General features: G+C 61.7%; 19 protein-coding genes and 2 pseudogenes. 7 read left to right on the top strand and 14 right to left on the bottom strand.

Annotation, left to right across the window (positions count from 1 at the left end; translation table 11 throughout):
* Positions 1 to 88 precede the first annotated feature (88 nt).
* Positions 89 to 1,222 carry a porin gene (locus tag GCT13_RS30320; protein ID WP_152764409.1) on the bottom strand — a complete coding sequence of 378 codons (1,134 nt, stop codon included), beginning with the start codon at positions 1,220 to 1,222 and terminating at the stop codon, positions 89 to 91.
* A 466-nt stretch (positions 1,223 to 1,688) separates the two neighbouring features.
* Here GCT13_RS30320 and GCT13_RS30315 point away from each other — a divergent pair, with 466 nt between their 5' ends.
* Positions 1,689 to 2,240, top strand: coding sequence for a 4-hydroxylaminobenzoate lyase (locus GCT13_RS30315; RefSeq protein WP_152764407.1), 552 nt, complete (start codon positions 1,689 to 1,691; stop codon positions 2,238 to 2,240).
* Between the two features lie 62 nt (positions 2,241 to 2,302).
* Here GCT13_RS30315 and GCT13_RS30310 read toward each other — a convergent pair whose 3' ends face one another.
* The 7 genes from GCT13_RS30310 to GCT13_RS30280 form a co-directional block, all read right to left on the bottom strand.
* Positions 2,303 to 3,664 (bottom strand): MFS transporter, encoded by a 1,362-nt coding sequence (locus tag GCT13_RS30310; protein WP_152764406.1) that lies wholly within the window; start codon positions 3,662 to 3,664, stop codon positions 2,303 to 2,305.
* A 354-nt stretch (positions 3,665 to 4,018) separates the two neighbouring features.
* A complete protein-coding gene (locus GCT13_RS30305) occupies positions 4,019 to 4,993 on the bottom strand; it encodes a LysR substrate-binding domain-containing protein (protein ID WP_152764404.1) in 975 nt (324 codons plus the stop codon).
* Positions 4,994 to 4,997: 4 nt separating this feature from the next.
* On the bottom strand, positions 4,998 to 5,780 hold the full coding sequence (locus GCT13_RS30300) for a gamma-glutamyl-gamma-aminobutyrate hydrolase family protein (protein ID WP_227747086.1): 783 nt from the start codon (positions 5,778 to 5,780) through the stop codon (positions 4,998 to 5,000).
* A complete protein-coding gene (locus tag GCT13_RS30295) occupies positions 5,777 to 7,033 on the bottom strand; it encodes an NAD(P)/FAD-dependent oxidoreductase (protein ID WP_152764402.1) in 1,257 nt (418 codons plus the stop codon). Before GCT13_RS30295 ends, GCT13_RS30300 begins: the two co-directional genes overlap by 4 nt.
* Positions 7,034 to 7,037: 4 nt before the next feature.
* The gene (locus tag GCT13_RS30290) at positions 7,038 to 7,361 is read right to left on the bottom strand and encodes a 2Fe-2S iron-sulfur cluster-binding protein (RefSeq protein ID WP_152764400.1); all 324 of its coding nucleotides are present in this window, start codon (positions 7,359 to 7,361) and stop codon (positions 7,038 to 7,040) included.
* Positions 7,362 to 7,388: 27 nt separating this feature from the next.
* On the bottom strand, positions 7,389 to 8,825 hold the full coding sequence (locus GCT13_RS30285) for a glutamine synthetase family protein (protein ID WP_152764398.1): 1,437 nt from the start codon (positions 8,823 to 8,825) through the stop codon (positions 7,389 to 7,391).
* Between the two features lie 58 nt (positions 8,826 to 8,883).
* A complete protein-coding gene (locus GCT13_RS30280; protein WP_152764396.1) occupies positions 8,884 to 10,200 on the bottom strand; it encodes an aromatic ring-hydroxylating dioxygenase subunit alpha in 1,317 nt (438 codons plus the stop codon).
* A 382-nt stretch (positions 10,201 to 10,582) separates the two neighbouring features.
* On the opposite strand from GCT13_RS30280, the gene GCT13_RS30275 reads away from it, so the two are divergent.
* Positions 10,583 to 11,314: a GntR family transcriptional regulator gene (locus GCT13_RS30275; RefSeq protein WP_087736104.1), complete on the top strand. Its 732-nt coding sequence runs from the start codon at positions 10,583 to 10,585 to the stop codon at positions 11,312 to 11,314.
* A 115-nt stretch (positions 11,315 to 11,429) separates the two neighbouring features.
* Here GCT13_RS30275 and GCT13_RS30270 read toward each other — a convergent pair whose 3' ends face one another.
* The 3 genes from GCT13_RS30270 to GCT13_RS30260 are packed head-to-tail and all read right to left on the bottom strand — an operon-like array spanning position 11,430 to position 15,294.
* Entirely contained in the window at positions 11,430 to 11,969 is a 540-nt protein-coding gene (locus tag GCT13_RS30270; protein WP_227747085.1) for a GAF domain-containing protein, read from the bottom strand.
* A 30-nt stretch (positions 11,970 to 11,999) separates the two neighbouring features.
* Positions 12,000 to 13,472, bottom strand: coding sequence for an MFS transporter (locus GCT13_RS30265; RefSeq protein WP_152764392.1), 1,473 nt, complete (start codon positions 13,470 to 13,472; stop codon positions 12,000 to 12,002).
* A 37-nt stretch (positions 13,473 to 13,509) separates the two neighbouring features.
* Positions 13,510 to 15,294: a gamma-glutamyltransferase family protein gene (locus GCT13_RS30260; RefSeq protein WP_152764390.1), complete on the bottom strand. Its 1,785-nt coding sequence runs from the start codon at positions 15,292 to 15,294 to the stop codon at positions 13,510 to 13,512.
* Positions 15,295 to 15,511: 217 nt separating this feature from the next.
* Here GCT13_RS30260 and GCT13_RS30255 point away from each other — a divergent pair, with 217 nt between their 5' ends.
* From GCT13_RS30255 to GCT13_RS30240, 4 genes are all read left to right on the top strand, one after another.
* Positions 15,512 to 16,153, top strand: a complete 642-nt coding sequence (locus GCT13_RS30255; RefSeq protein WP_152764389.1) for a FadR/GntR family transcriptional regulator — start codon at positions 15,512 to 15,514, stop codon at positions 16,151 to 16,153.
* A gap of 184 nt (positions 16,154 to 16,337) precedes the next feature.
* Positions 16,338 to 16,940: an isochorismatase family cysteine hydrolase gene (locus GCT13_RS30250; RefSeq protein ID WP_152764387.1), complete on the top strand. Its 603-nt coding sequence runs from the start codon at positions 16,338 to 16,340 to the stop codon at positions 16,938 to 16,940.
* A 298-nt stretch (positions 16,941 to 17,238) separates the two neighbouring features.
* Positions 17,239 to 18,144, top strand: a complete 906-nt coding sequence (locus GCT13_RS30245; protein ID WP_152764486.1) for a S1C family serine protease — start codon at positions 17,239 to 17,241, stop codon at positions 18,142 to 18,144.
* Positions 18,145 to 18,162: 18 nt separating this feature from the next.
* On the top strand, positions 18,163 to 18,831 hold the full coding sequence (locus tag GCT13_RS30240; protein ID WP_152764385.1) for a response regulator transcription factor: 669 nt from the start codon (positions 18,163 to 18,165) through the stop codon (positions 18,829 to 18,831).
* A gap of 35 nt (positions 18,832 to 18,866) precedes the next feature.
* Here the strand turns inward: GCT13_RS30240 and GCT13_RS30235 are convergent, their stop codons facing one another.
* Positions 18,867 to 19,760 (bottom strand): ATP-grasp fold amidoligase family protein, encoded by an 894-nt coding sequence (locus GCT13_RS30235; RefSeq protein WP_321574718.1) that lies wholly within the window; start codon positions 19,758 to 19,760, stop codon positions 18,867 to 18,869.
* A gap of 613 nt (positions 19,761 to 20,373) precedes the next feature.
* A complete protein-coding gene (locus tag GCT13_RS30230) occupies positions 20,374 to 22,026 on the bottom strand; it encodes an MFS transporter (RefSeq protein ID WP_152764381.1) in 1,653 nt (550 codons plus the stop codon).
* 871 nt (positions 22,027 to 22,897) lie between these two features.
* Between GCT13_RS30230 and GCT13_RS30225 the strand changes: the two are divergent.
* Positions 22,898 to 23,233: pseudogene (locus GCT13_RS30225) on the top strand (transposase); the annotation flags it as partial.
* A gap of 411 nt (positions 23,234 to 23,644) precedes the next feature.
* Here the strand turns inward: GCT13_RS30225 and GCT13_RS30220 are convergent.
* Positions 23,645 to 23,781: pseudogene (locus tag GCT13_RS30220) on the bottom strand (IS5/IS1182 family transposase); the annotation flags it as partial.

Genomic DNA, 23,781 nt, shown 5'->3' with positions numbered 1-23,781 from the left:
GGTCACTGAGTGCTCCCGTCGTCAAACGCCGCAATACGTCGGGTCGGTGGAGTCCGACGCATCGCGGCGTTCTGCACGCCGCGCCAGCTCAGAAGGAATGCCGTACGCCCACGATCGCGCCGAGTTGCCCCACGCCCGCCGCGGGCGTCGTGCCACCGCCGCCCGCGCTGACGGAATAGCGAGCGTGCGCGCTATTCCACAGGTACGCGACATTGCCGTACACAGCAGTCCGCTTCGACAGGAAGTAAGTCGCGCGCAAACTCGCCATGGTTGCACGCGCATCCTGCTGCTGGACGATGACGCGATATGCTTCTCCATCGACTGCGAACGCGGGCGTCACGTAGTACTGCGCGCCGACGTAGAACAGATTGGAGCGGACGTCGCCTCCGCTTCCCCCCGACTCCACCCGACGGCCCAGCCATCCCCCGCCGATCTTCACGCCCGCCAGGTTCACATAGCCGTTCGCCTGAAGGCGCGCGTCCTTGTCACCGCTGGATGCAATCGGGAATGGAGCGGCGGCCCCGTCGAAGAAGTTCGCGGCCGCATTCTTGCCGCCGCGCTGTTCGTCGTAGGCAGTGGCAATGCCGAAATACGTGCCGTCGTACTTGAGCATCGCGCTCCATTCGCGACACTGGTTCGCATCGCCGGGTACCTGTCCCGCACAGGTGCCTTGCCCCGGCGAGTTGCCCGTGCCCGCGCTATCGCGTCCAAAGGACCACGATGCGCCGATCGTCATGCCGTAGAACTTGCCTTTGTAGACGACCGTGTTGTCGCTTCGTGCATTCGGCACAAAAGCATCCAGTGAGCCAATGCCGTAGATGTCCGGGCCGAGAATATCGGCATCCGCCATCGCCCAATACGTCATCGTGTACTGGCGTCCGAAAGTCAGTGCGCCCCACGGCCCCTCGAGCCCGACCCACGCCTGTCGTCCAAACAGGCGGCCGCCCTGCCCGGAATCGCCGCCGCGAGGATTGAACCCGCTTTCGAGAATGAAGGTCGCCTTGAGTTCTCCGCCAAGGTCTTCCGCGCCGCGCATGCCCCAACGGGAAGGCACTTCGCCCGTGATGCCCGGCATCCGAATGACATGATCCCCCGCTGCATTGGCGTGGGAAACGTATTCGATACCAGTGTCCATGACGCCGTACAGCGTGACACTGCCTTGTGCAAAAGCCGAAGCGCTGAACACCCCTGCTGCCACTGCCGCAATGCTGCCGAATTTCATGACGTCTCCTTGATTTCCATTGGTTAATTCGGATGCCAAAATCTGGTCATTGGTAAAAGCATCGCGGCGAGCTTAGGGTTGGACAATAAAAGCAACAACGGGGAAAACCTTGAGCCGTCGACGGCACTCAAAGCAGCGAAAAAATTGCGGAAGAATCTTGCCGCTCTGATTTGCATGTTGAAGGCAGCAATCTTTTCGACCATCGAATGAGCGAAGAGAAATTCGCTAGAAGCGAGTCAATTTCCGGGTCGAAGGTCGGCTGAAAATAGCCGGTGAAATGTGTTCAATCCGATATTGAACGAAGTGATAAAACAGGCTTCTTTCTCGGCGTGCAAGATCGGCATCCGCGATATGAACCGCGTTCATTGTGGTGTTGAAATGAATTCGCTTCTTTAGCCGGAATCGCTATGGCATCGTGACATTGCCGTAAAAGCGATCAGGACAATTCGATTCAAGGAGAACGTGAATGTCTCAATCCGATGTCACCAGCACCAAAGATCAACTCATCGCGCGCTGCCTGCCTTTTCTCGAAGAGGTCAAGGACATGACGACGGGTACTGAAGTCGAGCAATGGCTGAACTCGAAATACGGCGTCGACAGCGAGCTATACAAGGATCTTTCCACGCTCGTTACCCAAGGCGTGAAAGAAGGCTGGGCCGCCGACGTCGAAATTGCCGGGCCGAGATATCGGCGCGCGCGGCTCGTTGCGCCCTGCGCGGAGACGTTCTACTTCAGCATCACAGCCGTGCTGATGGACAGCACCGACAACATGCAGAACAATCCCGAAGGCAGCTTCCGTGGCGACTATCACGCCCACCCGTACGGGGAATTCAATCTGGTCGTGCCGCTCGACGAAGGGGCCACGCTCGCGGGACCGAATGGCTGGTGCCATGGCGGCTGGACCGCGCCCGCGCCGGGCAGCCATCATTATCCGGAGGCCAAGGGTGGCGCAGTGATTGCGCTTTTCTTCCTGCCGGCGGGTCGCATCGCTTACAACATCGAGCCACTCTTGCATTGAGATGCAATGGCGGCTTGCGAGCAAGCATCGACAAAGCGAGCCTCAACCGAGGCTCGTTTTTTCTAGTGCGCGAGCGATTCGCCGTCAGGCACTTCGGACGCTACGGTGTTGTTGCTGGTTGCCTGTTTGATCAGCAGCGCCGCGCACGACACCGCACCTGAGATTGCCACGACGGTAAAGATGCCGGACAGGCTGACCTGCTGCTTCGACAGTTCAGCGACGAGAAACGAACCCGCAATCCCGCCGAATCGTCCCACCCCCAGCATCCACGCGACACCCGTTCCGCGCCCCGCCGTCGGATAGAACGCCGCCGCGAGAGCGGGCATCGACGCCTGCGCCGTATTCACCAGCACGCCCGCAACGAACACCGCGCACGCCAGCAAGCCGATATTGCCGATCGCCTGGCCAATCGCGTACACACTGATCGCACCCAATGCATACGCTGCGCCGACGACGCGGTTCGCATTGAAGCGATCCATCAGCATCCCGCACAACACCGTGCCGGCGCCACCCAGTGGGAACAGCGCGGAAACCAGCGCGGCGCGCTGCGAACTCATTCCCGCCTCTTTGAGGAGGACGGGCATCCAGTTGACGAGTCCATAGAAGATGACGAGACCCATGAAGTAGCAAAGCCACAGCATCACGGAGCCGACGATGAACGAACGCGAAAGCACAATGCGTATGCCGCCGCTCCCGTGCGCATGCTTCACGCTTTCCTGCATGATGAACGCTTGCGCGGAACCGGCGCGCGCGCTGATCCGAGCCAGTACCTTGCGAATCCGATGGACCGGGTGCCCTTTGGCCACCATGTAACGGACCGACTCGGGCAACATGAATACGAGCATCGCCGTGAGCAGCAACGGCACCGTTCCGCCGAACAGCAGGACGCTGCGCCAGCCGAACTGCGGAATCATCCATGCCGCGAGAAATCCGCCAAATGCAGCACCCAATGGAAATCCGCAGAACATCAGATTGACGATGGTCGCGCGTCGGGCGTCCGGGCAGAATTCGCTCATCAACGTAACGGCGTTAGGCATCGCTGCACCCAGGCCGACGCCTGTGATAAAGCGCAGCGCAGTCAGTTCGGTCAAGTCCGTTGCGTACGCCGAACCGAAACACGAAACACCGAATAGCAGCACAGCCGATATCAATACGAGTCGTCGCCCCATTCGGTCCGACAGCGGACCCGAGAGCAGCGCGCCGCAAGCGAGTCCAAAGAGTGCGGCACTCAGCACGGGCGCAAGCGCCGCTTTGCCGATATGCCACTGCGAAAGTAACGAAGGCGCGATGAAAACGATCGCCGCCGTATCGAAGCCGTCCATCAGCACGATCACGAAGCACATCGCAAACACGAGCCACTGAAAGCGGGAGAACGGGTGCTCATTGATGAGCGCCTGTACATCGACGGTCCTGGTCTCTTCCATTGCATCCTCATCGAAGGGAGTTGAATTGTCGGCGCGGCCGATGCAAGCCCGGTCCCTGCCCTGCCCGCCTGTGTCGAAAGCCATTCGTTCGCGCGGTTCGCATGAACGCCGCTAGGTGCAACAACGCGATTTCCAGCGAGCGCCAAGCTTAGGATCGCAAAATCGGCCGAACAACCCGGGCGATTACGAAAGCGCGGCATGCAATGAAGTGAGAAATGTCGAAGTGTTCTCGCGATGCAACCGCATTGAATAGAAAACGCGCGCATTTCCCGCCGATTCGGCGACGTTCGCTCGAGTCAGCGCACAAGCTGCCGTGCAGTGAATTGTTTGCATATCGATCTTGAACGGATCGAATCAACCGCTGCGGACCTGGCGCGCGACATCGGCAAGTTGATGCCTCAGCCATTGCAAAGCGGGATCGACGTCGTTGCGCTCATGCCAGACGGCGCACACGGTGACGTTGGGGCAATCGTAGGGCGTCGCGCACATCTTCAGCTCGCCATGGCGCGCCAGTTCGCGGCCCAATGACGATGGCACCAATGCGAGCATGTCGCTATGACGAAGCAGTGCGGGAATCGCAAGCGAATGCGCGACGGACATGCGCATCCGTGGCGGTTCGACGGCATTTGCAAAGGCGCGGTTGAACGCTTCGCGATTGAACATTTCCGACTGCCGCGCCAGCCCTCGCTCGACGATAAAGCCGCCCACGGCGCCCTCCTCCTCGCCGCCCTGTGAAATCGCAACGAGCGGATACGACAGCAGATCGTCGCGCGTGATCGGCCGGTCCGCGATCGGATGGTCGCGATGAAGCAGAAGGACGTCCGTCTGCTCCCAAAGCTTCGCCGAGCGAAAGCGTGACGGGACATCGGCGAATATGCCGACCGCGATATCGATCTTGCCGACGTCGATCTGTCCCGCGAGATCGAGCCGTGTCGACGGCCGCACGACCAGGTCCACCAGCGGCGCATCGGCGCGCAGGCGTTGACTGAGCCGTCCCAGCACGAGCGACGTGATGTAGTCGTTCGCGGCCACCACGAACTTGCGCCGCGCGACACTCGGGTCGAAAGCATCCACGCCCAGAGCGGCCCTGATTTGCGCAAGCGCCCCTCGCACCTGCACCGCCATGCCTATTGCGCGCACGGTCGGCTCCATGCCCCTTCCCGTGCGCACGAACAGGTCATCGCCGAGCACGTCGCGCATCCGGGCCAACGCGTGACTGATCGCGGACTGACTGAGGTTCAGACGCTTGCCCGCGAGCGCGAGATTGCGGTCCTCGAATATCGCGTCGAACACGCGCAACAGGTTGAGGTCGATGCGGTCTGCTGACATGGGTCTAACTCTCGTGATGAGCGGCTGCGTGTAGCGCGGCGTAACGGCGGCAGCTTGCGCCGAATGCTTCGAAGAGCGCGCGTGATAGCGCATCGCTTTCCATCATCGCTTCCGGATGCCACTGCACCCCCAGCGCGAAGTCGTGCCCGCTCAGGCGATACGCCTCGATCAGCCCGTCAGAGGCGCGCGCCTCGACAGTCAGCGCTGGCGCGAGGGCCGCCACGCCCTGCCGATGCAGCGAATTCACGCGCACGCGTCGCCCACCCGCGAGCGCGGACAATGTGCCCTTCGCAACGAGTTCGACGTCGTGCCGGTATCGATAGCGAATGTGCAGGTCTTCATCGAGGTCTTCGAGATGGTCCGCCGAGTGCCCCGACGCTTGAATGTCGGCGTGCAACGTCCCGCCGAAGGCCACGTTCATTTCCTGGAAGCCCCTGCATATCGCGAGAAAAGGCATGCCCCGCGCGGCTGCGCCACGCATCAGTTCCAGCGCGACGTGATCGCGGTCGGGATCGACGAGCATGTCGGCATCGACAGGTCCGCCGTAGCGCCTCGCCTCGACATTCGATGCGCCGCCCGGAAACAGCAAACCGCTCACACCGTCGAGATACCCTTCGATCGAATCGATGTCTTGAGAGGCGGGAATCAGAACGGGGCTCACGCGCGAGCCTGCCATCAACGCGCGGACATAGCTGTGCTTCGCGCTATGCAGATCGTGCTCGCCGACGAAAAAGCGGTCGCACACGACGCCCACCAGCGGCCGGCTTCGATTGCGGTCGCGCATCATGCCGCTCCTTGCGCGACGCGTTGTTCGCCGCTTGCGAGCGTCTTCAGATCGAATTGCGGGTCGCCGGCCTGCGCCGGCGAAACCGGTGCGCCGTTTGCGAGCAGCTTGCGGGCCAGCATGTGATCCTGCGGCCGATTGATGCTATCGACTGCGATGAGCGCTTCGCCGCGAAAGTAAAACAACGAGAACCGATTGTCTTCAACAGAGCCGCGCACGGCGAAGTCCGTGAAGCCTGCGTTCACGCCCGCCATTTGCAGCTTCAGATCGTATTGATCCGACCAGAACCACGGCAGCGCGCGATACGGCTCGGCGCGCCCGACGACGCAAGCGGCTGCCGTTCTGGCCATATCGTTCGCGTTCTGCACCGACTCGATGCGGCACGCCGGCGAACCGTCAGGGGCCCAGTGAGGCACGAACGACACACAATCGCCCGCGGCCACGATCGCCGGGTCGCTGGTGCGCGCATACGAATCCACGAAGATGCCGCCTGCGACCTTCAATCCGCATTCCGCCGCGAGTTCCGTGTTCGGGATCACGCCGATGCCCACGACAACGAGATCGCAAAGCAGACGTGTTTCATCGTCGAGTTCGACGGACACTACATCGTAGGTGTCGTGCAGCTTCACCACCTTGCGTCCGAATACGAACGAGACGCCATGCGCGGTGTGCGCGCGCTGCATGAAGGCGGACATCCACGGCGACGCGACTCGCGCGAGCAAACGCGGCTCCGTCTCGACAACAGTGACTTCCAACCCGCTCTGACGCAATGACGCCGCTGCCTCGAGCCCGATGTAGCCGCCGCCGATCACGACGGCACGTCGTGCCGTACGCGCGGACTCGGCGAGCCGCCTTGCATCGCGCAGATCGCGAAGATAGTGAACGGCATCGTGCGCCGCGCCGTGGCACTCGAGCTTGCGCACGCGCGCGCCCGTCGCCAGCGCGAGATGGTCGTACGCGATGCGCGTGCCGTCGTGCAGTTCGACTGCTTTTCTCTCGCGATCGATACGGCTCGCGCGCGTCGACGGCCTCCATTGAATGTGCCCTTCTTCGAAGAACGCCTGCGAACGCAGCGGCAGGCGCTCCTCCGCAAAGCTGCCCGTGAGAAAGCCCTTCGACAGCGGCGGACGTTGATACGGCGCGTCGGGCTCATCGCCGAGCAGCACGATATCTCCGTCGAATCCGAGTTCCCGCGCGGACGCCGCGAGTTGCACGCCCGCATACGACGCGCCGACGATCACCAGCGTACGTTTCATGATGTCAGCCCTGCTTCGGCGGAATCTGCACGACCAGACCGTGCATCGCGGGCATTACGACAAGCTGGCAACTCAGCCGGCTCTCGGGACGACGTTCGGCGGCCACGCCATCGAGCAATTCCAGCTCGGAGTCGTCGGGCGATGGAATCTCCGCAGTGGACGACGCATCGACATAGACATGGCACGTCGCGCACGACAGGCAACCGCCGCACTCGGCGTCGATGCCACGGACGTTGTTGTGTATCGCGGCTTCCATCACGCTGGTGCCGGCGGGCACATCGATTTCTCTGCGGTCACCGTCGCGCAGAATGTAGGTGACGATAGGCATGACTTCTCTCCTTCGATGGAAACACCATCAGAACGTTTCGAAATACTCCCGGTGTTCCCACTCGGTGACTTCCAGGTTGAAGCGGTCGATCTCCGCTTCCTTGAGCTTGCAAAAGTAGTCGATAAACGCGCTGCCGAAGCCTTCGCGCAGACATTCGTCGGTGCGCAGCGCGGCGATTGCGTCGCCCAGCGTGCGAGGCAGCGCATCGGCTTGCGTTTCGTACGGCGTGTCGGCCGATGGAGGAAGCGCGAGCTTGCGCCGCAGACCGTCGAGTCCCGATAGCACCTGCGAGCCGAAGTACAGATACGGATTTGCAGTCGGTTCACCGACGCGGTTCTCGATGCGCGTCGCGGGATCGTTCGCGCCACCCAGCACGCGCAGCATCGCGCCGCGGTTGTCGCGTCCCCAGTTCGCGCGGTCCGGCGCGTTCGAGTACGGCCGATAGCGCCGGTAGCCGTTGATGGTCGGCGTCGACAAAGCAGTCGCGCCCTGCGCGTGAGCAAGCAGGCCCGCGAGATAGTGCTGGCCGCTTGCCGAAAGCGGCGCGGTGTTGTCGCCGGGCATGAATGCATTCTTTCCATCGGCCACGCGCACGAGCGATTGATGCAGATGCCATCCGCTCGACACCACATTCGGAATCCGCGGACGACACATGAAAGTCGCGTGATAGCCATTGCGCTGGCAGATCTGCTTGACCGCGCTGCGGAACAGAATCATGTCGTCGGCGCTGCGAACGCCCTTCGTCGGCGCGAACGTAAACTCGAACTGGCTCGGCCCATATTCGACTTCAAGCGACCGCACAGGCAACCCGAGCCCTTCGATGCCACGCCGCAGCATCTCCATCACTTCATCGACGGCGTCATAGCGCAGCTCCGTCAGATACTGATAGCCATGCGACAGCAGTTCGATGTCGGGCGGCACGCCTGGTTGTCCCGCGTGTTCCGGCTTCATGTTCGGGCTGGCGACCTTGAAGACATGGAACTCGACTTCGAGTCCGGAGCAGAACTCGAAGCCATGATTGCCGAGTTGCTCCAGCGCGCGTCGGAACAGATGCCGCGTGCCGAACGGCACCGGCCTGCCACTGTTGAAGTAGGCATCGCACAGTACCCAGCCGGTATGCGGCGCCCACGGCAATACGCGGAAGGTTTCGGGGTCCGCGATCATCATGGTGTCGCAGGCCCCTTGCATCTCGGGCATGTCGAAGCCGCCGCCCGTCGTGTACACAGGAAATACGGTGCGATGCGACGTATCTTTGGCAAGCAGCGTGGTAGTGAGCGTTACCCCGCACTTGAACGCCTTGATCGCTTCATCGACGACGAGCGTCTTGCCGCGCAGCAGTCCGTGCTGATCGGGAAACGAAAAACGAACGACCTGAACATCGCGCTTTTTGAGGCGTTCCAGCAACTCGGCGTAGGCAGCATGCTGGTCGTCCGTCCACAAGCCGTGGGTTTCTACAAAGGACATGTCGATTCGCGCGGCGCTCGGGCGCCCGCGCGCTCCATTCTGGTTTGCGGGATGCGATTCAAGCCTTGGGCGCGGGCCAACGAGCAGCGTTGCGGCGCTTCAGGTCGGACTCCTTCCAGTACTCGTCCCAACCTTGCGCCGGTCCAATGCCGTCGATCGATGCGGGTCCCGTCAGGTGCGCGGCCGCCTGTTCGTCGAGCATCATCAGCGTCTTCTCGCCCGCTTGCGTCTTCTCGATCGCGTCCACCAGCAGACGGCGGTACGCGATGATCCCCTTGTCGGTCGTGCCCAGATGCTCGCGCGTGCGGTCCTGGATCGGGCCTTGCGACTCGACGGCCCACTGGTCGTGCACGTTGATGTCGAAGCCCATTCCCGTGTAGGTCTGGGTCAACTGCTCCTTCAAATCGAAGCCGTAGTGGTTGCGCTTGTTCTTTCGTGACGTGTAGTCCGGCAGCTCGTAGAGTTCGAGACGTTGCGCGCGCATCTGCTCCTTGTTGGTCGGCGCGCCGAAGCTCGTAAAAATCGCGTACCAGTAGCAGTTCTCGTCGTCGACGGGCACGTGCCACTGCGTGATCGTCATCTCGGAGCTCATCGGAATCACGAAGGCCTGCGGGAATACGACGTTGGTCACGCGCACGTGCGTCTGCGTGTCGTCGAGCGGGCGCTTCGCGATGAGGCGCAATCCATGGTCGGCGGGACTCACGAGAATTTCCGGCGATTCGTATTCGCGCAGCACCTTCGTGATCGGCATATCCGAGTCCGCCGACGCGCCGCGAAACTGCTTGCCATAGCTTTCGCTCACGTCCTCGTCCTCAAAGAAGCGATGCAGAAACGACGCGTGCGCGGGATCGATACCGACTTCGAGCGCCTGCAGCCAATTGCATTCGAACAGGCCCTTGAACGCGAACGTGTATTCGCCCGGTGCAGCGAAGCAGTCGAAATTCGGGAAGGCGGGCGGCTCGCCGTTGCCGATATAGGCGAACAGGATGCCGCTGCGCTCCACCACCGGGTACGCACTCTGACGGACCTTCTTGCACAACGTGCTGCCGACGGGCTCGCCGGGTGTCGACAGGCAGGCTCCGTTGACGTCGAAGAGCCAGCCGTGGAATGCGCAGCGCAGACCGCCTGCTTCGAGACGTCCTGCCGCGAGGTCGGCGCCACGGTGCGGGCAGTCGCGGTCCAGCATGCCGTAGCGGCCCTGTTCGTCCTTGAACACGACGAAGTCCTGCCCCATCAGCCGCACGGCTTTCACGGGACGCGTGGCGGGCAGTTCCTCGACCAGCGCAACGGGCTGCCAGTAATTGCGCAGCAACCGGCCGGCTGGTGTGCCTTGGCCGACGCGCGTGATCGTCTCGTTTTGCTGGGAACTCATCATGGCTTGCCTCCGGTTGTGTTGAATGCATCAACCGGCGCTCTGTATGCAAACCGGCTGCTGATGAAGACCGAGAATAGGCCTAAGAATTCAAATATTCAAGCTATGTATGCAATCGAAACGCCTCTGATTTGTCGGCAGACTCACAAAGTCACAAAATAAATTACATATCTCATTGATTTATATCTATATTTTTACATTCACCAGGATTTTCCCTGGAACGAGAGACTTTGGAGCAATTGACCATCTGCGTGCGTGTTGCATACATCCAAAAACATGCGTGCCAAATCTCGCGAAAGCCAACGCGTGGCATCAGCTCACTTGATCTACAATCAGCGACACATACGGCGTCCCGCATCGGCCTGGCCGCCACTGGAGAGAAGAAATGGAATCCCAGCAAGAACGCGTGTTGGTGTACTTGCGCGACCTGATACTGAAGGGCGAATTTGCGCCAGGCGAACGCCTGGGCGAGGTGGCGCTCGCCGAGCGGCTCAAGGCATCGCGCACGCCGGTTCGGCTGGCGCTCACGACGCTCGAACAGGAAGGGCTCGTCGAGCCGTCTCCGGCAGGCGGCTACGTCATGCGGCGCATCACGTCCGCGGAAATCTCCGATGCGATCGCAGTGCGCGGGCACCTCGAAGGCATGGCTGCGCGTCTGGTCGCAGAACATGGCGTGCCGCGACAACTGTCCAACGCGTTGAGCGAATGCCTGCGCGCGGGCGACCGGCTGCTCGCGAAATCAGAACTCGATCTCGACGACTACGCCGCATATACGGACATGAACAACCGTTTTCACAAGCTGATCGTCGAGGGCTCTGGCAACGCGGCACTGATTCGCGCCATCGAAATGAACAATCGCCTGCCGTTCGCCGCAGCCAGCGCGATGCTGCCGATGCAGTCCGCCATTGAAGAAGGGCGTCAATGGCTCTTCATGGCCCATCAGCAGCATCACAGCCTCGTGCAGGCAATGGAGCACGGCGAAGGCACGCGCGCGCAGGCGCTCGCGACCGAACACGTACAGATCGCGCAAAGGAATCTGACTTACGCGCTCGAGCGTCCCGAGGTGTATATGAAGCTTGCCCCGGCGTTGCAACTCGTCGCCGAGGCTGTTCTGTAAAGCGGCGCAACCGTCCATCGCCGGGTGCGGCCGTTGCGCGTCGTGTCGTTTTGCCTGATGACCAATTTCCTTTGCGACAGTAGTCAGGAGTCGACTTCAGCAGACTTTCGACCTTTCACGACACCCCACTCGGGCTTACGCTCGCCGCCTGATGCAATGCAAGCGGCGCCGCGATGAACGCTGCAAGCAGCAGGCCTATCTCTTCATGCGCCTGCGTGTACCAGCCTGCGACGTGCGTCATGTTCATCGTGCCGACGCATCGGCCGTTGTACGCCACCGGTATGTTGAGGATCGATCCGAGCCCCATGCCCGTCATCACCATGTGATCGTCGAATGCGACGCGGATGCCATCGGGCGTCGTCGCGCGAAATGGCTTCAGGTCACGCAGCGTGTGCTCGCCCCACACGCTGCCGTGTTTCTTCTTGCGGCCGCTCAGCGGATACACGTCGAGCATGTTCGAGTGCAGCCGCTCGACTTCGAATCGCTCCGCATCGAAGCACATGATCGTGAAAAGCCTGAAGCCGATCGCATTCTGCGCGACCTGCTCGACAGCCTCGAAGATGGCCTTCGGCTGGTCGGTCTGACGGATCGCGTGCGCAAGGAGCGAGACATCGGCGATCGAGAGCGCGTGGTGCTGCGTGGAGTCATGCTGCATGATGCGGTTCATCCCTGTGCATTCGCGTGCTCAAAACTGTTTGGCGGCGGCGCCGGCACGTCCGCTGGAAGCCGCCTGCTGTTCCGATGTCGCGGCGGACGCCGCATCGCGCGATGGAAGCGGAGAAGGCGCGGCGCGCGCGCCAAGCTCTTGCGCTTCGATCTCTTCGAGCGAGCGACCACGCGTTTCGATGCCGAACACGAGCACCACGCATGCACCCGCGACAAGCACCGCCGTCGTCATGCCGAACACGCCGAGAAAGCCCGCTGCGGGATACACGAAGCCGACCAGGATCGGCGCGCTCACCGAACCGATGCGGCCGAACGAAGACGAACTGCCCGTGCCCGTCGTGCGCACCGCCGTCGGGAAGACTTCGGGCGTGTATGCATAGACACCCGCGAACGCACCGTTCATGAAGAACGACAGGCAGATGCCCGCCACCATGATCTGCGTCGCCGTGTGTGAGAAGGCAAGCGCAATCGCGGCGACCCCGCCGAGCAGCATGTAGCTCGCGACCACGCGTTTGCGGCCGATCTTTTCGTTGAGCCACGCCGCCGAGAAGTAGCCCGGAATCTGCGCGCCGTAGATCGCAATGGAGTAGCCGAAGCTCTTCGTGATCGTCAGCCCTTCCTTGACGAGCAGGCTCGGAATCCACGAGAAAAACGAGTAGTACGCGAACGCGACCGAGAACCACATCAGCCAGCTGACCGCAGTCGTTCTCGCGAGCTTGCGCGACCAGATCGCTGCCACGTTGCCCAATGCCCCGCGCGGTTTCGTGGGAACAGCCAGGGGAGTTTCGCTGAACGACGGCTCGGACAGCGCGATGCCCTGCTTCGCGAACCACGCCTCGACGGTCTCGACGATAGAAAGCGCCTCGCGAACGCGGCCCTGCGCTTCGAGCCAGCGCGGCGATTCCGGCAGCGTCTTGCGCCACCACAGCAGCATGACCACCGGCAGCGAGGTGATGACGGCCATATAGCGCCATCCATCAGGGAACTTGCCGATCACCGTATAGCCGAGAATCGACGACGTCACATAGCCGAACGACATGAAGCCGACGAGCGCGCCGCAGAACATGCCGCGATAGCGGCGCGGAATGAACTCGGCGAGGAACGGCGCGATGACGACGGCTTCCGCACCCGAGCCGAAGCCGGCCAGGATGCGAAGCGCAAAGAACGCGTGCCAGTCGTTAACCATGCCGCTCGCAAACGACGCGACGCAATAGATCGAAAGCGCGGACATCATGATGCGGCGCCGGCCGATGATGTCGGCGAGCACCCCCGACAGGAACGCGCCGAAGAAGTACCCCATATACGTGCTGCTCGCGACGAGCCCGCTTTGCACGCTCGACAGGTGCCACAGCTTGCTGACCACGGGCAGTAGAAACGCAAGCGACGTCGAATCGAGTCCGTCGAACATATAGCCGAGTCCGCCGATCACGAGCAGCTTGCGGTGAAAGCCCGAGAGGGGCAGCCGCTCGAGGCGGGCAGCAATGGATGACATGACAGCGCTCCAGAAGATCTGCTATGAGATGTGACGTTTAACGGCCGATCGCATACGCCTGCATCTGACGCGGCGTCGCGGCGCCACACATCAGGCCGTCCCGGATGCCGACGGCGCAGACGCGGCCAAGCGACCACGGCTCGGCGACCGTCAGATCGTGCCCACGGCGGCGCAATTCGGCGAGCGTCGCTTCGGGGATGCGCGCTTCGGCGGACATCTTTCCGAGCTGCATCGCGCGCGGATAGAAGGAGCCCGGAAAGTGCGCGGTCTGGAAGGTCGGCGAATCGACGGCGGCCTGCAGGTTCATGCCGGCGTGCACGTGCTTGAGGAAAAGCTGGAGCGACCACTGGTCCTGCTGGTCGCCGCCGGGCGAACCGAACGCGGCATACGGCTTGCCGTCACGCGTGACGAGCGTCGGCGACAGTGTCGTGCGCGGCCTCCGGCCAGGACCGAGCGACGACGGCAGCCCCGGTTCGAGCCAGAACATCTGCGCGCGCGTCGTGATGTTGAAACCAAGGCCCGGCACGGCGGGTGATGCCTGTAGCCAACCGCCCGACGGCGTCGCGGACACCATGTTGCCACAGCGGTCCACGACGTCGAGATGCACCGTATCGCCACGCAGTTCCGGCAAGGGCGCGAAGGTCGGCTCGCCTTGCCCGAATCCGCCCGGCTGCTCGCGTCCCGCATTCGCGACGATGATCGCGGCGCGCGCGGCGCTGTCGCCGATCGCGCCAGGACGGAACTCGAGTGACGCGTGCTTGCCGTCGACGAGCTTGCGGCGTTCGTCGTTATAGGCTTCGCTCAGCAGCGTTGGCAGCGGCACGTCGGAGAAATTCGGATCGCCGTAGAACACTTCGCGGTCAGCGAACGCGAGCTTCGCGCATTCGATCACGGTATGGATGAAGTCCGGACCCGTCGGGTCCATCGACGCGAGATCGAAGCCCTTCAACAACGCAAGCTGTTGCAGGAACACCGGCCCCTGGCCCCAAGGCCCCGTCTTGTGCACCGTCAGCCCTTCGTACTCGAACGACGCCGGGTCTTCGTATGAAGGCTGCCAGCGCGCCAGATCGTCGCCCGTCAGCAGACCGCGATTCCGCTTGCCGGACGTATCGAGCACGGGCGTGCTGCGGAAATACTGATCGATTGCATCCGCGACGAAGCCCCGATAGAACGCATGGCGAGCGGCTTCGCACTGCTCGGCACGATCGTGTTTCGACGACGCGAGTTTCAGAATGCGCTCGTACGTCTGCGCAATGGCCGGGTTCGCGAACAGCGCATTGGGGCGCGGTGCTTCGCCGTCCTTCAGCCACTCGGCGGCGGACGTCTTCCATTCCGACTTGAAGAACTCCTGTATCGCGAGAATGGACGCGGACATGCGCGGAATCACCGGATAGCCATTTCTTGCGTAGCCGATCGCGTAGCTCAGCACGTCGGCGAGCGGCAGTTGCCCGTAGTCGCGCAGCAGCGCCATCCAGCCGCCGAACGCGCCGGGCACGACGGCGGGCAACAGGCCTGTGCCCGGCACCACATCGAGGCCCATCTGCTTCATGCGTTCGATCGACATCGCAGCCGGTGTGACGCCCTGACCGCACACCACGCGCACCCGGTCTTCCCGCGACGAATAGAACACGACGGGCAGCTCGCCGCCCGGCCCGTTCAGGTGCGGCTCGACGATCTGCAGCACGAAGCCGGCGGCCGCCGCGGCATCGAACGCATTCCCGCCTTTCTCAAGAACCGCCATCGCCGACGCACTGGCAAGCCAATGCGTGCTCGCCACCATGCCGAATGTGCCGATCAGTTCCGGGCGCGTCGTGAATCCCATATTGAACTCCTCCTTTTTGAACCAATTTGTATTTGGTTCGCCAGAAAATGGCTCGCCGCTTTTCCGTTCTGGCCAGCGCGTGCGCTGTCGTTTTTTTAATGTTTGCGTACAAAAAAGCGGTGTCAAGCTCTGATTCGATTGGCATTGCAAATCCCGCAAATGCTTTTTATACTTTGAACCAATAAATATTGGTTCAAATAGCGAAGAGGAACATGCGATGAGCGTAGAAGCGTTGAATGCCTTCATCAGCAAGCGCGGGCTGCGCGATGGCGACGCGCTGCCGCCGGAACGGCAACTGGCGGAAATGCTCGGCTTGTCGCGACGCGAACTGCGCGCCGCGCTGTCGACGCTTGAAGCGTCGGGGCGGGTGTGGCGTGGGGTCGGACGCGGCACTTATCTGGGCAGCCGCCCGATCAGGTTCACGCCGACGGTCGCGGGACTCGGCGCGCGCACGAGTCCCGCCGATATCGCCGAGATGCGGCTCGCCATCGAACCGGCCTTTGTCGCGCTGGCAGCGATCAAAGCCTCACCCGAGGATCTCGCGGAACTCGAGAACTGCGCGCGCAAGAACGCCACTGCGCGCGACGACGAGGAGTGGCAGAAGTGGGATCACCGTTTCCATCTGCTGATCGCCCAGGCGACGCGCAACCCCGCCATCATCGCGCTGATGGAAGCGATCAACGGCGTGCGCGCGCGGCCGACGTTGCGCGAAAAAACAGTCGACGACCGCAATCGGCAACGCTTCGCGGCAGAGCATAAGGCGATCGTCGATTGCATGCTGGAACGCGATGCGGATGCCGCCTATGCGCGCATGCGCGATCATCTCGCCAACGTCGCGGCGAGATTGCACACGCGGTAGGCGTCGAAAGAAATCGCTGGAAAATGGATACGTTTTCTGCAAGCCAGCCGGTCATGCATCGCGCCTTGAAATTTCGCTTCACGATGATCGTGGTAGAGTCGGGCAACTTTCTTTATCGCGTAGCCTTATGCCGCCACGCATCATCGAACCCGGACCCGTCGATCCGGCAGACCATCAACAGGACATGGAAAGCGCCGCCGAGGCGCACGGCATGAAGATGCCGATTCCGGCGATCGTTCCATCGCAAACCGCTCTGGTGGTCATGCATTATCAGACTGACATCCTGGAGCTATTTCCATCGGTCGCGCCCGCTTTGCTCGCCAATACGCGCAAGCTGTGTGACGCCGCGCGGGCCAGAAGCGTCAGCGTCTATTTCGCCAAGATCCACTTTAGTCCGGGCTATCCGGAAGTCAGTCCGCTGAACAGGAACGGCCAGGGAATCAAGCAACTTGGTCTTTTCGTCGACGACCAGATCGCGCCGGAACTCGGCCAGAAGGCTACTGAACCGCTCGTCATCGCGCATCGTGCCAGCGTGTTCTTCGGTACCGATCTGCAGGCACAACTTTGCGCACAAGGTATCGATACACTGCTCATGGTGGGCATTGCGTCGACGGGTGTCGTGCTGTCGTCGGTTGCGTACGCGAGCGATGCGGACTTCCGCCTGTTCACGGTCAAGGATTGCTGCTACGACCCAGACCAGATCGTGCACGATCATCTTTTTTCAACTGCCTTCGATTCGCGCACAACGGTGCTCTCGCTCGCTGATGCCTTGTTGATGCTCGCTTAGCGTTTGCTGGCATTTCGACAGTCCCGGGAGCAAAGCAGCCGCTCCAGGTCGCGCTGTGCGGCTTCGTCAACGGCGACTCCGCTCTGCCTCACGCCGCATCGTGAAATCCGCACTGTATCTATCCGGCTACCCATTTGGGTGGTGTGCGCCCCCCTCTTCTTCTGTCATTGTGAACCCGTCGTCACAACACTATCCGCATGGATAGCCGAGCAATCGATGACGCGAGGCGCAAGCAGGTCGCATCGCAACTGGCAGGAGACTTGAAATGGAAACCACATCCTCGAGCGGAAATCCTTTGATGGATTTCTCGGACAATCTGGCAGACATTGTCGGGCGAGTCGGGCGAAGTGTCGTGGCAGTACACGGCCGGCATCGCATGCCGTCAAGTGGGGTAATCTGGCGACATGGCGTCGTCGTGACGGCTGCCCATACGATCAGGCGCGAGGATGGGATCGAAGTCACGTTGACCGATGGCCGTACCGTCGCCGCAGTGCTCGCGGGCCTGGATCCGGGCACCGACGTCGGCGTGCTGAAACTGGACGGCGTGGATCTGGACCCCATCGATTCTGGCGATCCGCGCTCACTGAAGCCGGGTCATCTTGCGCTCGCCGTCGCGCGTGCGGACGAACTCGGCATTAGCACTGATTTCGGCGTGATCGGCAGCACAGGTGGTTCCTGGCGCACATGGAGAGGTGGACAGCTCGACGCGTTCGTGCGGCTGGACGGCGGCCTGCGCCCGGGTTTCTCCGGCGCGGCCCTCGCGGATATGCGCGGGCAGGTCATGGGCATCTGCACGTCGGCACTGATGCGCGGCGCCGGCATGGTGATTCCCGGGATGACCGTGGAGCGCGTCACCGACGAACTGTTGGCTAAAGGGCGTGTCTCACGGGGCTACCTTGGCGTCGGCACGCAGCAGGTCAACCTGCTGGACGCGTGGGTCGACAAAATGAACCTGCCGTTCAGCAGCGGATTGCTGATCAATTCGCTGGCGCCGGGCGGTCCCGCGGAACAGGCGGGCGTGCTGATAGGCGATGTGCTGATCGAACTGGACGGCAAGCCTTGCCGCGACATGGACGACGTGCACGCCGCGCTGGGCTCCGCAAGCATTGGACAGCAGTTGCAAATCGCGTTGATCCGAGGTGGCGAACGCCATGCGTGTTCTGTAACGGTGGGCGAACGCCCTCAACGGCATGCGTGCAGATAAGGTCCGGGAAGCGGCGAAATGTCGGATGGACAGATGGTACACATGGCGCCCATGCGGGTCGCGGTGATTGCGGCATCGTCGCTGGTGCGCGCGAGCCTGCAAACGCTTGTCGAGGCGAACCCGGCACTTCGGTTCCTCGGTAGCGCAGCGGACGCCGAAACGCTCGTCGATTGCCTCGCCGGTTCGGTGCCGGATGTAGTCGTGACCGACATCGAGCCGGACGTGAGCGACGCGCTCAAGACGTTATTCGAACTCGCGCACGCGACACCGGCGCTCGTCCTGTTGAGCGACGACACGGACAGCGACTGGATCCTCGATGCGCCGCCCGCCGATGCGGTGGCAATCCTGCCGCGCAACGCGATGCCGGCCGAAATCGTTGTGTCCATCGAAGCCGTCGCCGCGGGCCTTTGCGTGCTGTCACCCGACATCCTTGCAAAGCTGCTGGCCGGACGAAAACCGCCGCGCGAGACGGCATCCGGCAAACCGTTCGAAGCCTTGACGTTGCGCGAAATCGAAGTGCTCGCGATGCTCGCCGACGGACTCGGCAACAAGGAGATCGCGCGGCAACTCGACATCTCGGACAACACGGTGAAATTTCACCTCTCCTCCATCTTCGGCAAACTCGGTGCGACGAACCGCACCGAAGCGGTGATGCTCGGAATGCGACGCGGATTCATCATGGTGTAGACCACTTCGCCGCAGCCAATGCAGATGCAATCACTTCATTGAGTATCCGTAGAACCCACGGTTCTCAAGAGTTTGCCCCACTCCAAATCGATATGATCGGGGAACATGGGCACGACCCCTGCACCAGGCGTAAATGTCAATTCACCGAAGTAAATTGTATTGTCGAAGGCATATAAGTCGACCCGCACATAGTCAAAGCCCTGAGATAACGTCTCAGCGACTTGAAGAACCATCGCCAGGTTATCGGGAGGCGGCTCCGGCATGACACTACGGGCATACCCGCCGACCGATACGTCGAGATGATTCCAGTTCACGTCATAGATGTTGCCACGCGGGTCTTGTCCAAAGCGATCGCTGATATGCAGGATGAACATCTCGGGTTGCCCCGCTTTTCCACCGAAGCAATGCACCTTATAGTCGGCAGGGATCTCTCCTCTTTTGTCGAGCAAAAGCGTTTCGAAGAACAATCGCGGCTCGATGTCCCTGTAGTGACGCTCACGAGCGTTTCCATAAAAATTGGTCGACAGCCAGCGGGTAGCGAGATGTTGCAGTCCCTCAAAGCTGGCTTTCGATTTGTCGTGCACGACTTCTACGAACGAGCTTCCGTGATTCGCTTTCATGACAAAGGAATCCGGAAGAGAATCGAAAACGGATGGCGTAAATCCCGCGGGTTCGGAAATCAGAGGAACGAGAAACTGTTCTCCAAGCACTCTGCCTACGTATTCGCGTACGCCGAGCTTGTCCGTCAGAGGAGCGTATCGAGGATCAGGTTTCAGGCTTCTCCTCAGGATCTGTTCGTTGAATGTGCGCGGCCGGATCAGATTTGGAAATCGCCCTACTTCTTTTCGATGCAGAAGCGAAAGGAAGAGTAAGTCCGGCAGCAGAGCTTTTGCTTTCGCTTTTAACCGTGATCTGAAAGGTCGTCGCACAGTACACCTGAAATCTGCGCATGGGGCGTACGACCGTCTCAATGAAACGAGCCGCTCCCCGCGCGCGTTGCGGGCATAGAGATGCTTCTCTATGCCGGTGAGTCTTGGTATTTCGAATACACATCGAACTGGATGCCGGTTCAAACGAGGTTCCTCGCTTTGAGACAACCCGCATCGCGCTGAGCTTAGCAGCTATCGCGGCATTGCAACAATTTCGGCGCTAAGTCGAGTGCTATTGGCCGGAAACGCTGAATATCGTGCAAGTACCGTCGTGGCGTGAACCGGTTTTGGCGCCTGCTATTTCGACAGCTGGCGCCGCAGCTTCAGCGAGAGCCACCTGTCGCGTTGCCCAAAGAAACAGGCGAATGGAAAGAAAACGGCGAAACATGTCGGCGGCTGAAAGTCACGTTTCCGTATTCCGTTGCCAGCCATAGCCGTGAACACGACTTCGCGTGGCAGACGGAACAGGTGTGGCGAGTCGCGGGCAACCAGGTCCGCGCGGCCGCACTGACTGCACAGAAAGGCGCCCCTTGCCCGATCGTACGATCCGCATCACGCGTCCCTTCGTATCCACTTGCCACTTGCGCCGTACAGCGGAAACCGGTCCGGCACGCTATCGTGCCTGCTCCTGAATCTCGCCTTGTCTCTCCCTTTGCCCACGGATCATCGCCGCCGCGCACGCCGCGCCGAGCAACGCGCATGCTGCGGACGTCAACGCAACAGCCCGCAATCCCGCATCGATCGCTTCCGCCTGCGCCTCGAGAATCCGCGCGGGCACGGCGTGCGCGCTCGCCAGCGTCGACGTGTCGGGTTCGAGCAGTTGCCCAGCGCGATGCAGGTCGGGCGGAATGTTCAGCCGTTCGAGGCGCACAGCGAGCGCCGCGCCATGCGACCATATGAACACAATGCCGAGCACGGCGATTGCCAGCAGGCTCGCGATGCGCGCAACGGCATTGTTGATGCCCGACGCGACGCCCGTGCGCGTGGCGGGAACGGCCGTCATTACGGTCGTTGTCAGCGGAGCCACGGTGATTGTCATGCCCAGGCCGAGCACGACGAGCCCGGGGAAAAAACTCGTCCAGTAGGTTTCACGATCCGTCTCGAAGAGCGCAGGCAGCGCGAGCAGTGTGAAGCCGACAGCCGCGATCAATGGGCCGACGGTCAGTAATGCACGCGGCCCGAGGCGCGTCGCGAGCCCGCCTGTGAAGCGCGACAGACCGCCCATCACGACGGGCAAGGGCAACAGCGCCGCGCCAGCTTCCGTCGCCGAGTACCCGTGCGCGCGAATCAGCGTGAACGGAAGAAAGAACAGCGCGCCGCCGAGGCCGAAGTACAGCAGCAACGTGACGAGGTTCGCGCCGCTGAAGTCTCGCGAATGAAACACGTCGAGCGGCATCATCGGGTCTTCGCTACGCGCTTCGATCGCGATGAAAACCGCACAGACGAGGATTCCCGCAGCGATCGCGCCGATCACTATCTCATCGTTGAAACCACGTGAGGAGGCGCGCGTGAGGCCATACGCGAGCGCGCCGAACCCGGCGGCTGCCGTGAGCGCGCCTGCCCAGTCAAGACGGCGCGCGGCACCTTCGTTGCGGCTGTCCGGCACCGACGACAGCGCGAGCGCGATCGTCGCGGCCGCGAGCGGCAGGTTCAGATAGAAGATCGCGCGCCACGAGAATGCATCGACCAGCCAGCCGCCCGCGACGGGACCCACGGCCGACGTGATCGCGCCAACGCCGGCCCATGTGCCGATCGCACGGCCGCGCTCGCGCTCGTCGAAGACCGCGCCGATGATCGCGAGACTGCTCGGCACGAGCAGCGCCGCGCCGACGCCCTGCACCGCGCGCGCCCCGATCAGCACGCCGGAACTGGGTGCGAAACCGCACGCCGCCGATGCCGCCGTGAACAACCCGACGCCCGCGATGAACACCGTGCGCCGCCCAATCTTGTCGCCCATTGCTCCACCCACCAGCACCAGTGAGCCGAGCAGCAACAGGTACGCATTGACGACCCATTGCATCGCCGCGACGTTCGCGCCGAGTTCGCTCTGGATCGCAGACAGCGCTACGTTGACAACCGAGCCGTCGATGAAGGCCATACTGGAGCCGAGAATCGTCGCTGCGAGGGCGAGCCGCTTGCGGTGGCACGGGCGATCGCCAGCGGGTTGCGCGAGAATGGCGAGATCGTCGCAAGGGGCGGCCTGAGCGGCGAACGCATGCCGCTCGTCGCGAGTTTTGTGGAGAGGCGGGGAGGCGTGATCGGCCATCAGACGTGTCCACCCTGTGCTGTCAACTATGTAATGGACAAGCAAAGCGGTCGGCCGTTCACGGGCTGAACGGGTTTGGGGAAGCTAAAGCTTCACTATTGCGGAAAGCCGCCGATCAGTGCGTTGGCACGTTGTACGCAGACTCGTGCAAGGACCGTAGAACGTATTGCGTCTGTCGTTATCGCGGCAATCAGTGCAACGCATTTCGTATGTCGACACTATCTCTGTGCATACAAAAAACTACGCACTTCACTTTCTAGCGGTGACGCCGGCTGGCGCCCACGCCTTCTCATTGCCAAACCGGCAAAACTACGCACTTAGCCGGCCGATCTCAGTAGGCTGATGTCGTCTTCGGAACACAAGTTCGCACCCGCCGCACCTAGCAACGTCCAGAGCGACGCAGTTATTTGGGGTCTAATCATGCATGCAATCTGTACTTCCCTGATGGTCGCCAAGGAAGCGCGCAATCAGTATCGGATGACCGCAACGCGGGTAGAGTCGAACTTTCGCTCGGCGACAATTGATGAACCGACCGAGATCGACAAATTCGGTATGTGTGTCTGTAGCCGATGAGATGCGTTACGCCCCGATTGCTCGGACGCGGGCAAAATCAATCAGCGCCCTGTCTACCTCTACCTTGAGGTCGTCGTTGTCACACCGGACCTCTAGCGGCATGCTCACACGTGGATATGGCCGCGTGATATCTGTGTAACTGCGCAATTGATAGGGAGTGGTGGCCGATGGCGAGATTCGACAGCCAGGGAAGGAAAGCGAGGGGTAGACTAAGAACCTTTAACAAAATGATGCACGGGGGCTGTTAACTCGCAGCGATTGATGTTAGCTTCATCGTTGTTTCGGTAACGGAAAGGACATGGCCAAGCCGATACTCGATGATGAGTTGTGGGCACTCATTGAACCCTTGCTGCCCCCACCCAAACCACGCCGTTCACGCTACCCTGGACGCAAACCACTCGATGACCGGGCAGTGCTCACCGGCATCCTGTTCATCCTGCAGACGGGCCTGCGCTGGGACCTGCTACCGCGGGAGATGGGTTGCGGCAGCGGCATGAGCCGCTGGCGCCGTCGACGCGACTGGCAGGCCGCCGGCGTCTGGGACCGACTGCACGAACTGCTTCTTGCAAAGCTACGCGAAGCTGACCGCATAGACTGGTCGCGCGTGGTCGTCGACTCCTCCTCGATCCGCGCGGCGTAGGCTCATTAGTTTTTCCAGAACGCCGTGGGACGTGCCACCTTCGCTGTATTTGCCAATGAGATTCAAGATCTCATCGCGCTTAGGCGTGAGGGCAGACCTCATGTTGTCTGCCACACCGTTTGCTGATAGTCCGAGTCGCTTCGCTCTGTATTGGACCAGTGACTCAAAGAACGTCTTGTCCCGAAGCCGATCCGCGATCAGACTCATTCTTACAGCCTGCTTGTTTGTATCCCAGATGCGAGCTCTAGCAGGTTGTTGAAAAGCACCTCGTCATGAGGACCGAAGCGATGATCAGGAGTGTTTCGTGTGCAATTTCCAACTGAAATCCGGATGCGCCGATCAGTTTGCGCAGGCAACGCGCCTGCGCGGGGATGCCAGGCCTCGCGGGCCGCGCGCATCGGCGGCTCATTGCACCGCTCCGGTATGCCCCGCGCCCATTATTCGCGCCATGCGCGTGAGATTGCTCGCGACCATTGTCAGCTTGAAGTGCTGGTCGACCCGCTTGATGCCGCGATACACCGTCTGCCGGATCCGACCGACCG

This window comes from Paraburkholderia franconis (genome assembly GCF_009362735.1).
Taxonomy (GTDB): Bacteria; Pseudomonadota; Gammaproteobacteria; order Burkholderiales; family Burkholderiaceae; genus Paraburkholderia; species Paraburkholderia franconis.
Note: the sequence above shows the minus strand (reverse complement) of the source record. Positions and strands in the feature narration are given on the sequence as shown.

What these genes read in the sequence shown, in the direction of transcription:
- GCT13_RS30320 (WP_152764409.1), bottom strand. Translation starts at nt 1,222, where the DNA reads ATGAAATTCGGCAGCATTGCGGCAGTGGCAGCAGGGGTGTTCAGCGCT.
- GCT13_RS30315 (WP_152764407.1), top strand. Translation starts at nt 1,689, where the DNA reads ATGTCTCAATCCGATGTCACCAGCACCAAAGATCAACTCATCGCGCGC.
- GCT13_RS30310 (WP_152764406.1), bottom strand. Translation starts at nt 3,664, where the DNA reads ATGGAAGAGACCAGGACCGTCGATGTACAGGCGCTCATCAATGAGCAC.
- GCT13_RS30305 (WP_152764404.1), bottom strand. Translation starts at nt 4,993, where the DNA reads ATGTCAGCAGACCGCATCGACCTCAACCTGTTGCGCGTGTTCGACGCG.
- GCT13_RS30300 (WP_227747086.1), bottom strand. Translation starts at nt 5,780, where the DNA reads ATGATGCGCGACCGCAATCGAAGCCGGCCGCTGGTGGGCGTCGTGTGC.
- GCT13_RS30295 (WP_152764402.1), bottom strand. Translation starts at nt 7,033, where the DNA reads ATGAAACGTACGCTGGTGATCGTCGGCGCGTCGTATGCGGGCGTGCAA.
- GCT13_RS30290 (WP_152764400.1), bottom strand. Translation starts at nt 7,361, where the DNA reads ATGCCTATCGTCACCTACATTCTGCGCGACGGTGACCGCAGAGAAATC.
- GCT13_RS30285 (WP_152764398.1), bottom strand. Translation starts at nt 8,825, where the DNA reads ATGTCCTTTGTAGAAACCCACGGCTTGTGGACGGACGACCAGCATGCT.
- GCT13_RS30280 (WP_152764396.1), bottom strand. Translation starts at nt 10,200, where the DNA reads ATGATGAGTTCCCAGCAAAACGAGACGATCACGCGCGTCGGCCAAGGC.
- GCT13_RS30275 (WP_087736104.1), top strand. Translation starts at nt 10,583, where the DNA reads ATGGAATCCCAGCAAGAACGCGTGTTGGTGTACTTGCGCGACCTGATA.
- GCT13_RS30270 (WP_227747085.1), bottom strand. Translation starts at nt 11,969, where the DNA reads ATGCAGCATGACTCCACGCAGCACCACGCGCTCTCGATCGCCGATGTC.
- GCT13_RS30265 (WP_152764392.1), bottom strand. Translation starts at nt 13,472, where the DNA reads ATGTCATCCATTGCTGCCCGCCTCGAGCGGCTGCCCCTCTCGGGCTTT.
- GCT13_RS30260 (WP_152764390.1), bottom strand. Translation starts at nt 15,294, where the DNA reads ATGGGATTCACGACGCGCCCGGAACTGATCGGCACATTCGGCATGGTG.
- GCT13_RS30255 (WP_152764389.1), top strand. Translation starts at nt 15,512, where the DNA reads ATGAGCGTAGAAGCGTTGAATGCCTTCATCAGCAAGCGCGGGCTGCGC.
- GCT13_RS30250 (WP_152764387.1), top strand. Translation starts at nt 16,338, where the DNA reads ATGGAAAGCGCCGCCGAGGCGCACGGCATGAAGATGCCGATTCCGGCG.
- GCT13_RS30245 (WP_152764486.1), top strand. Translation starts at nt 17,239, where the DNA reads ATGGATTTCTCGGACAATCTGGCAGACATTGTCGGGCGAGTCGGGCGA.
- GCT13_RS30240 (WP_152764385.1), top strand. Translation starts at nt 18,163, where the DNA reads ATGTCGGATGGACAGATGGTACACATGGCGCCCATGCGGGTCGCGGTG.
- GCT13_RS30230 (WP_152764381.1), bottom strand. Translation starts at nt 22,026, where the DNA reads ATGGCCGATCACGCCTCCCCGCCTCTCCACAAAACTCGCGACGAGCGG.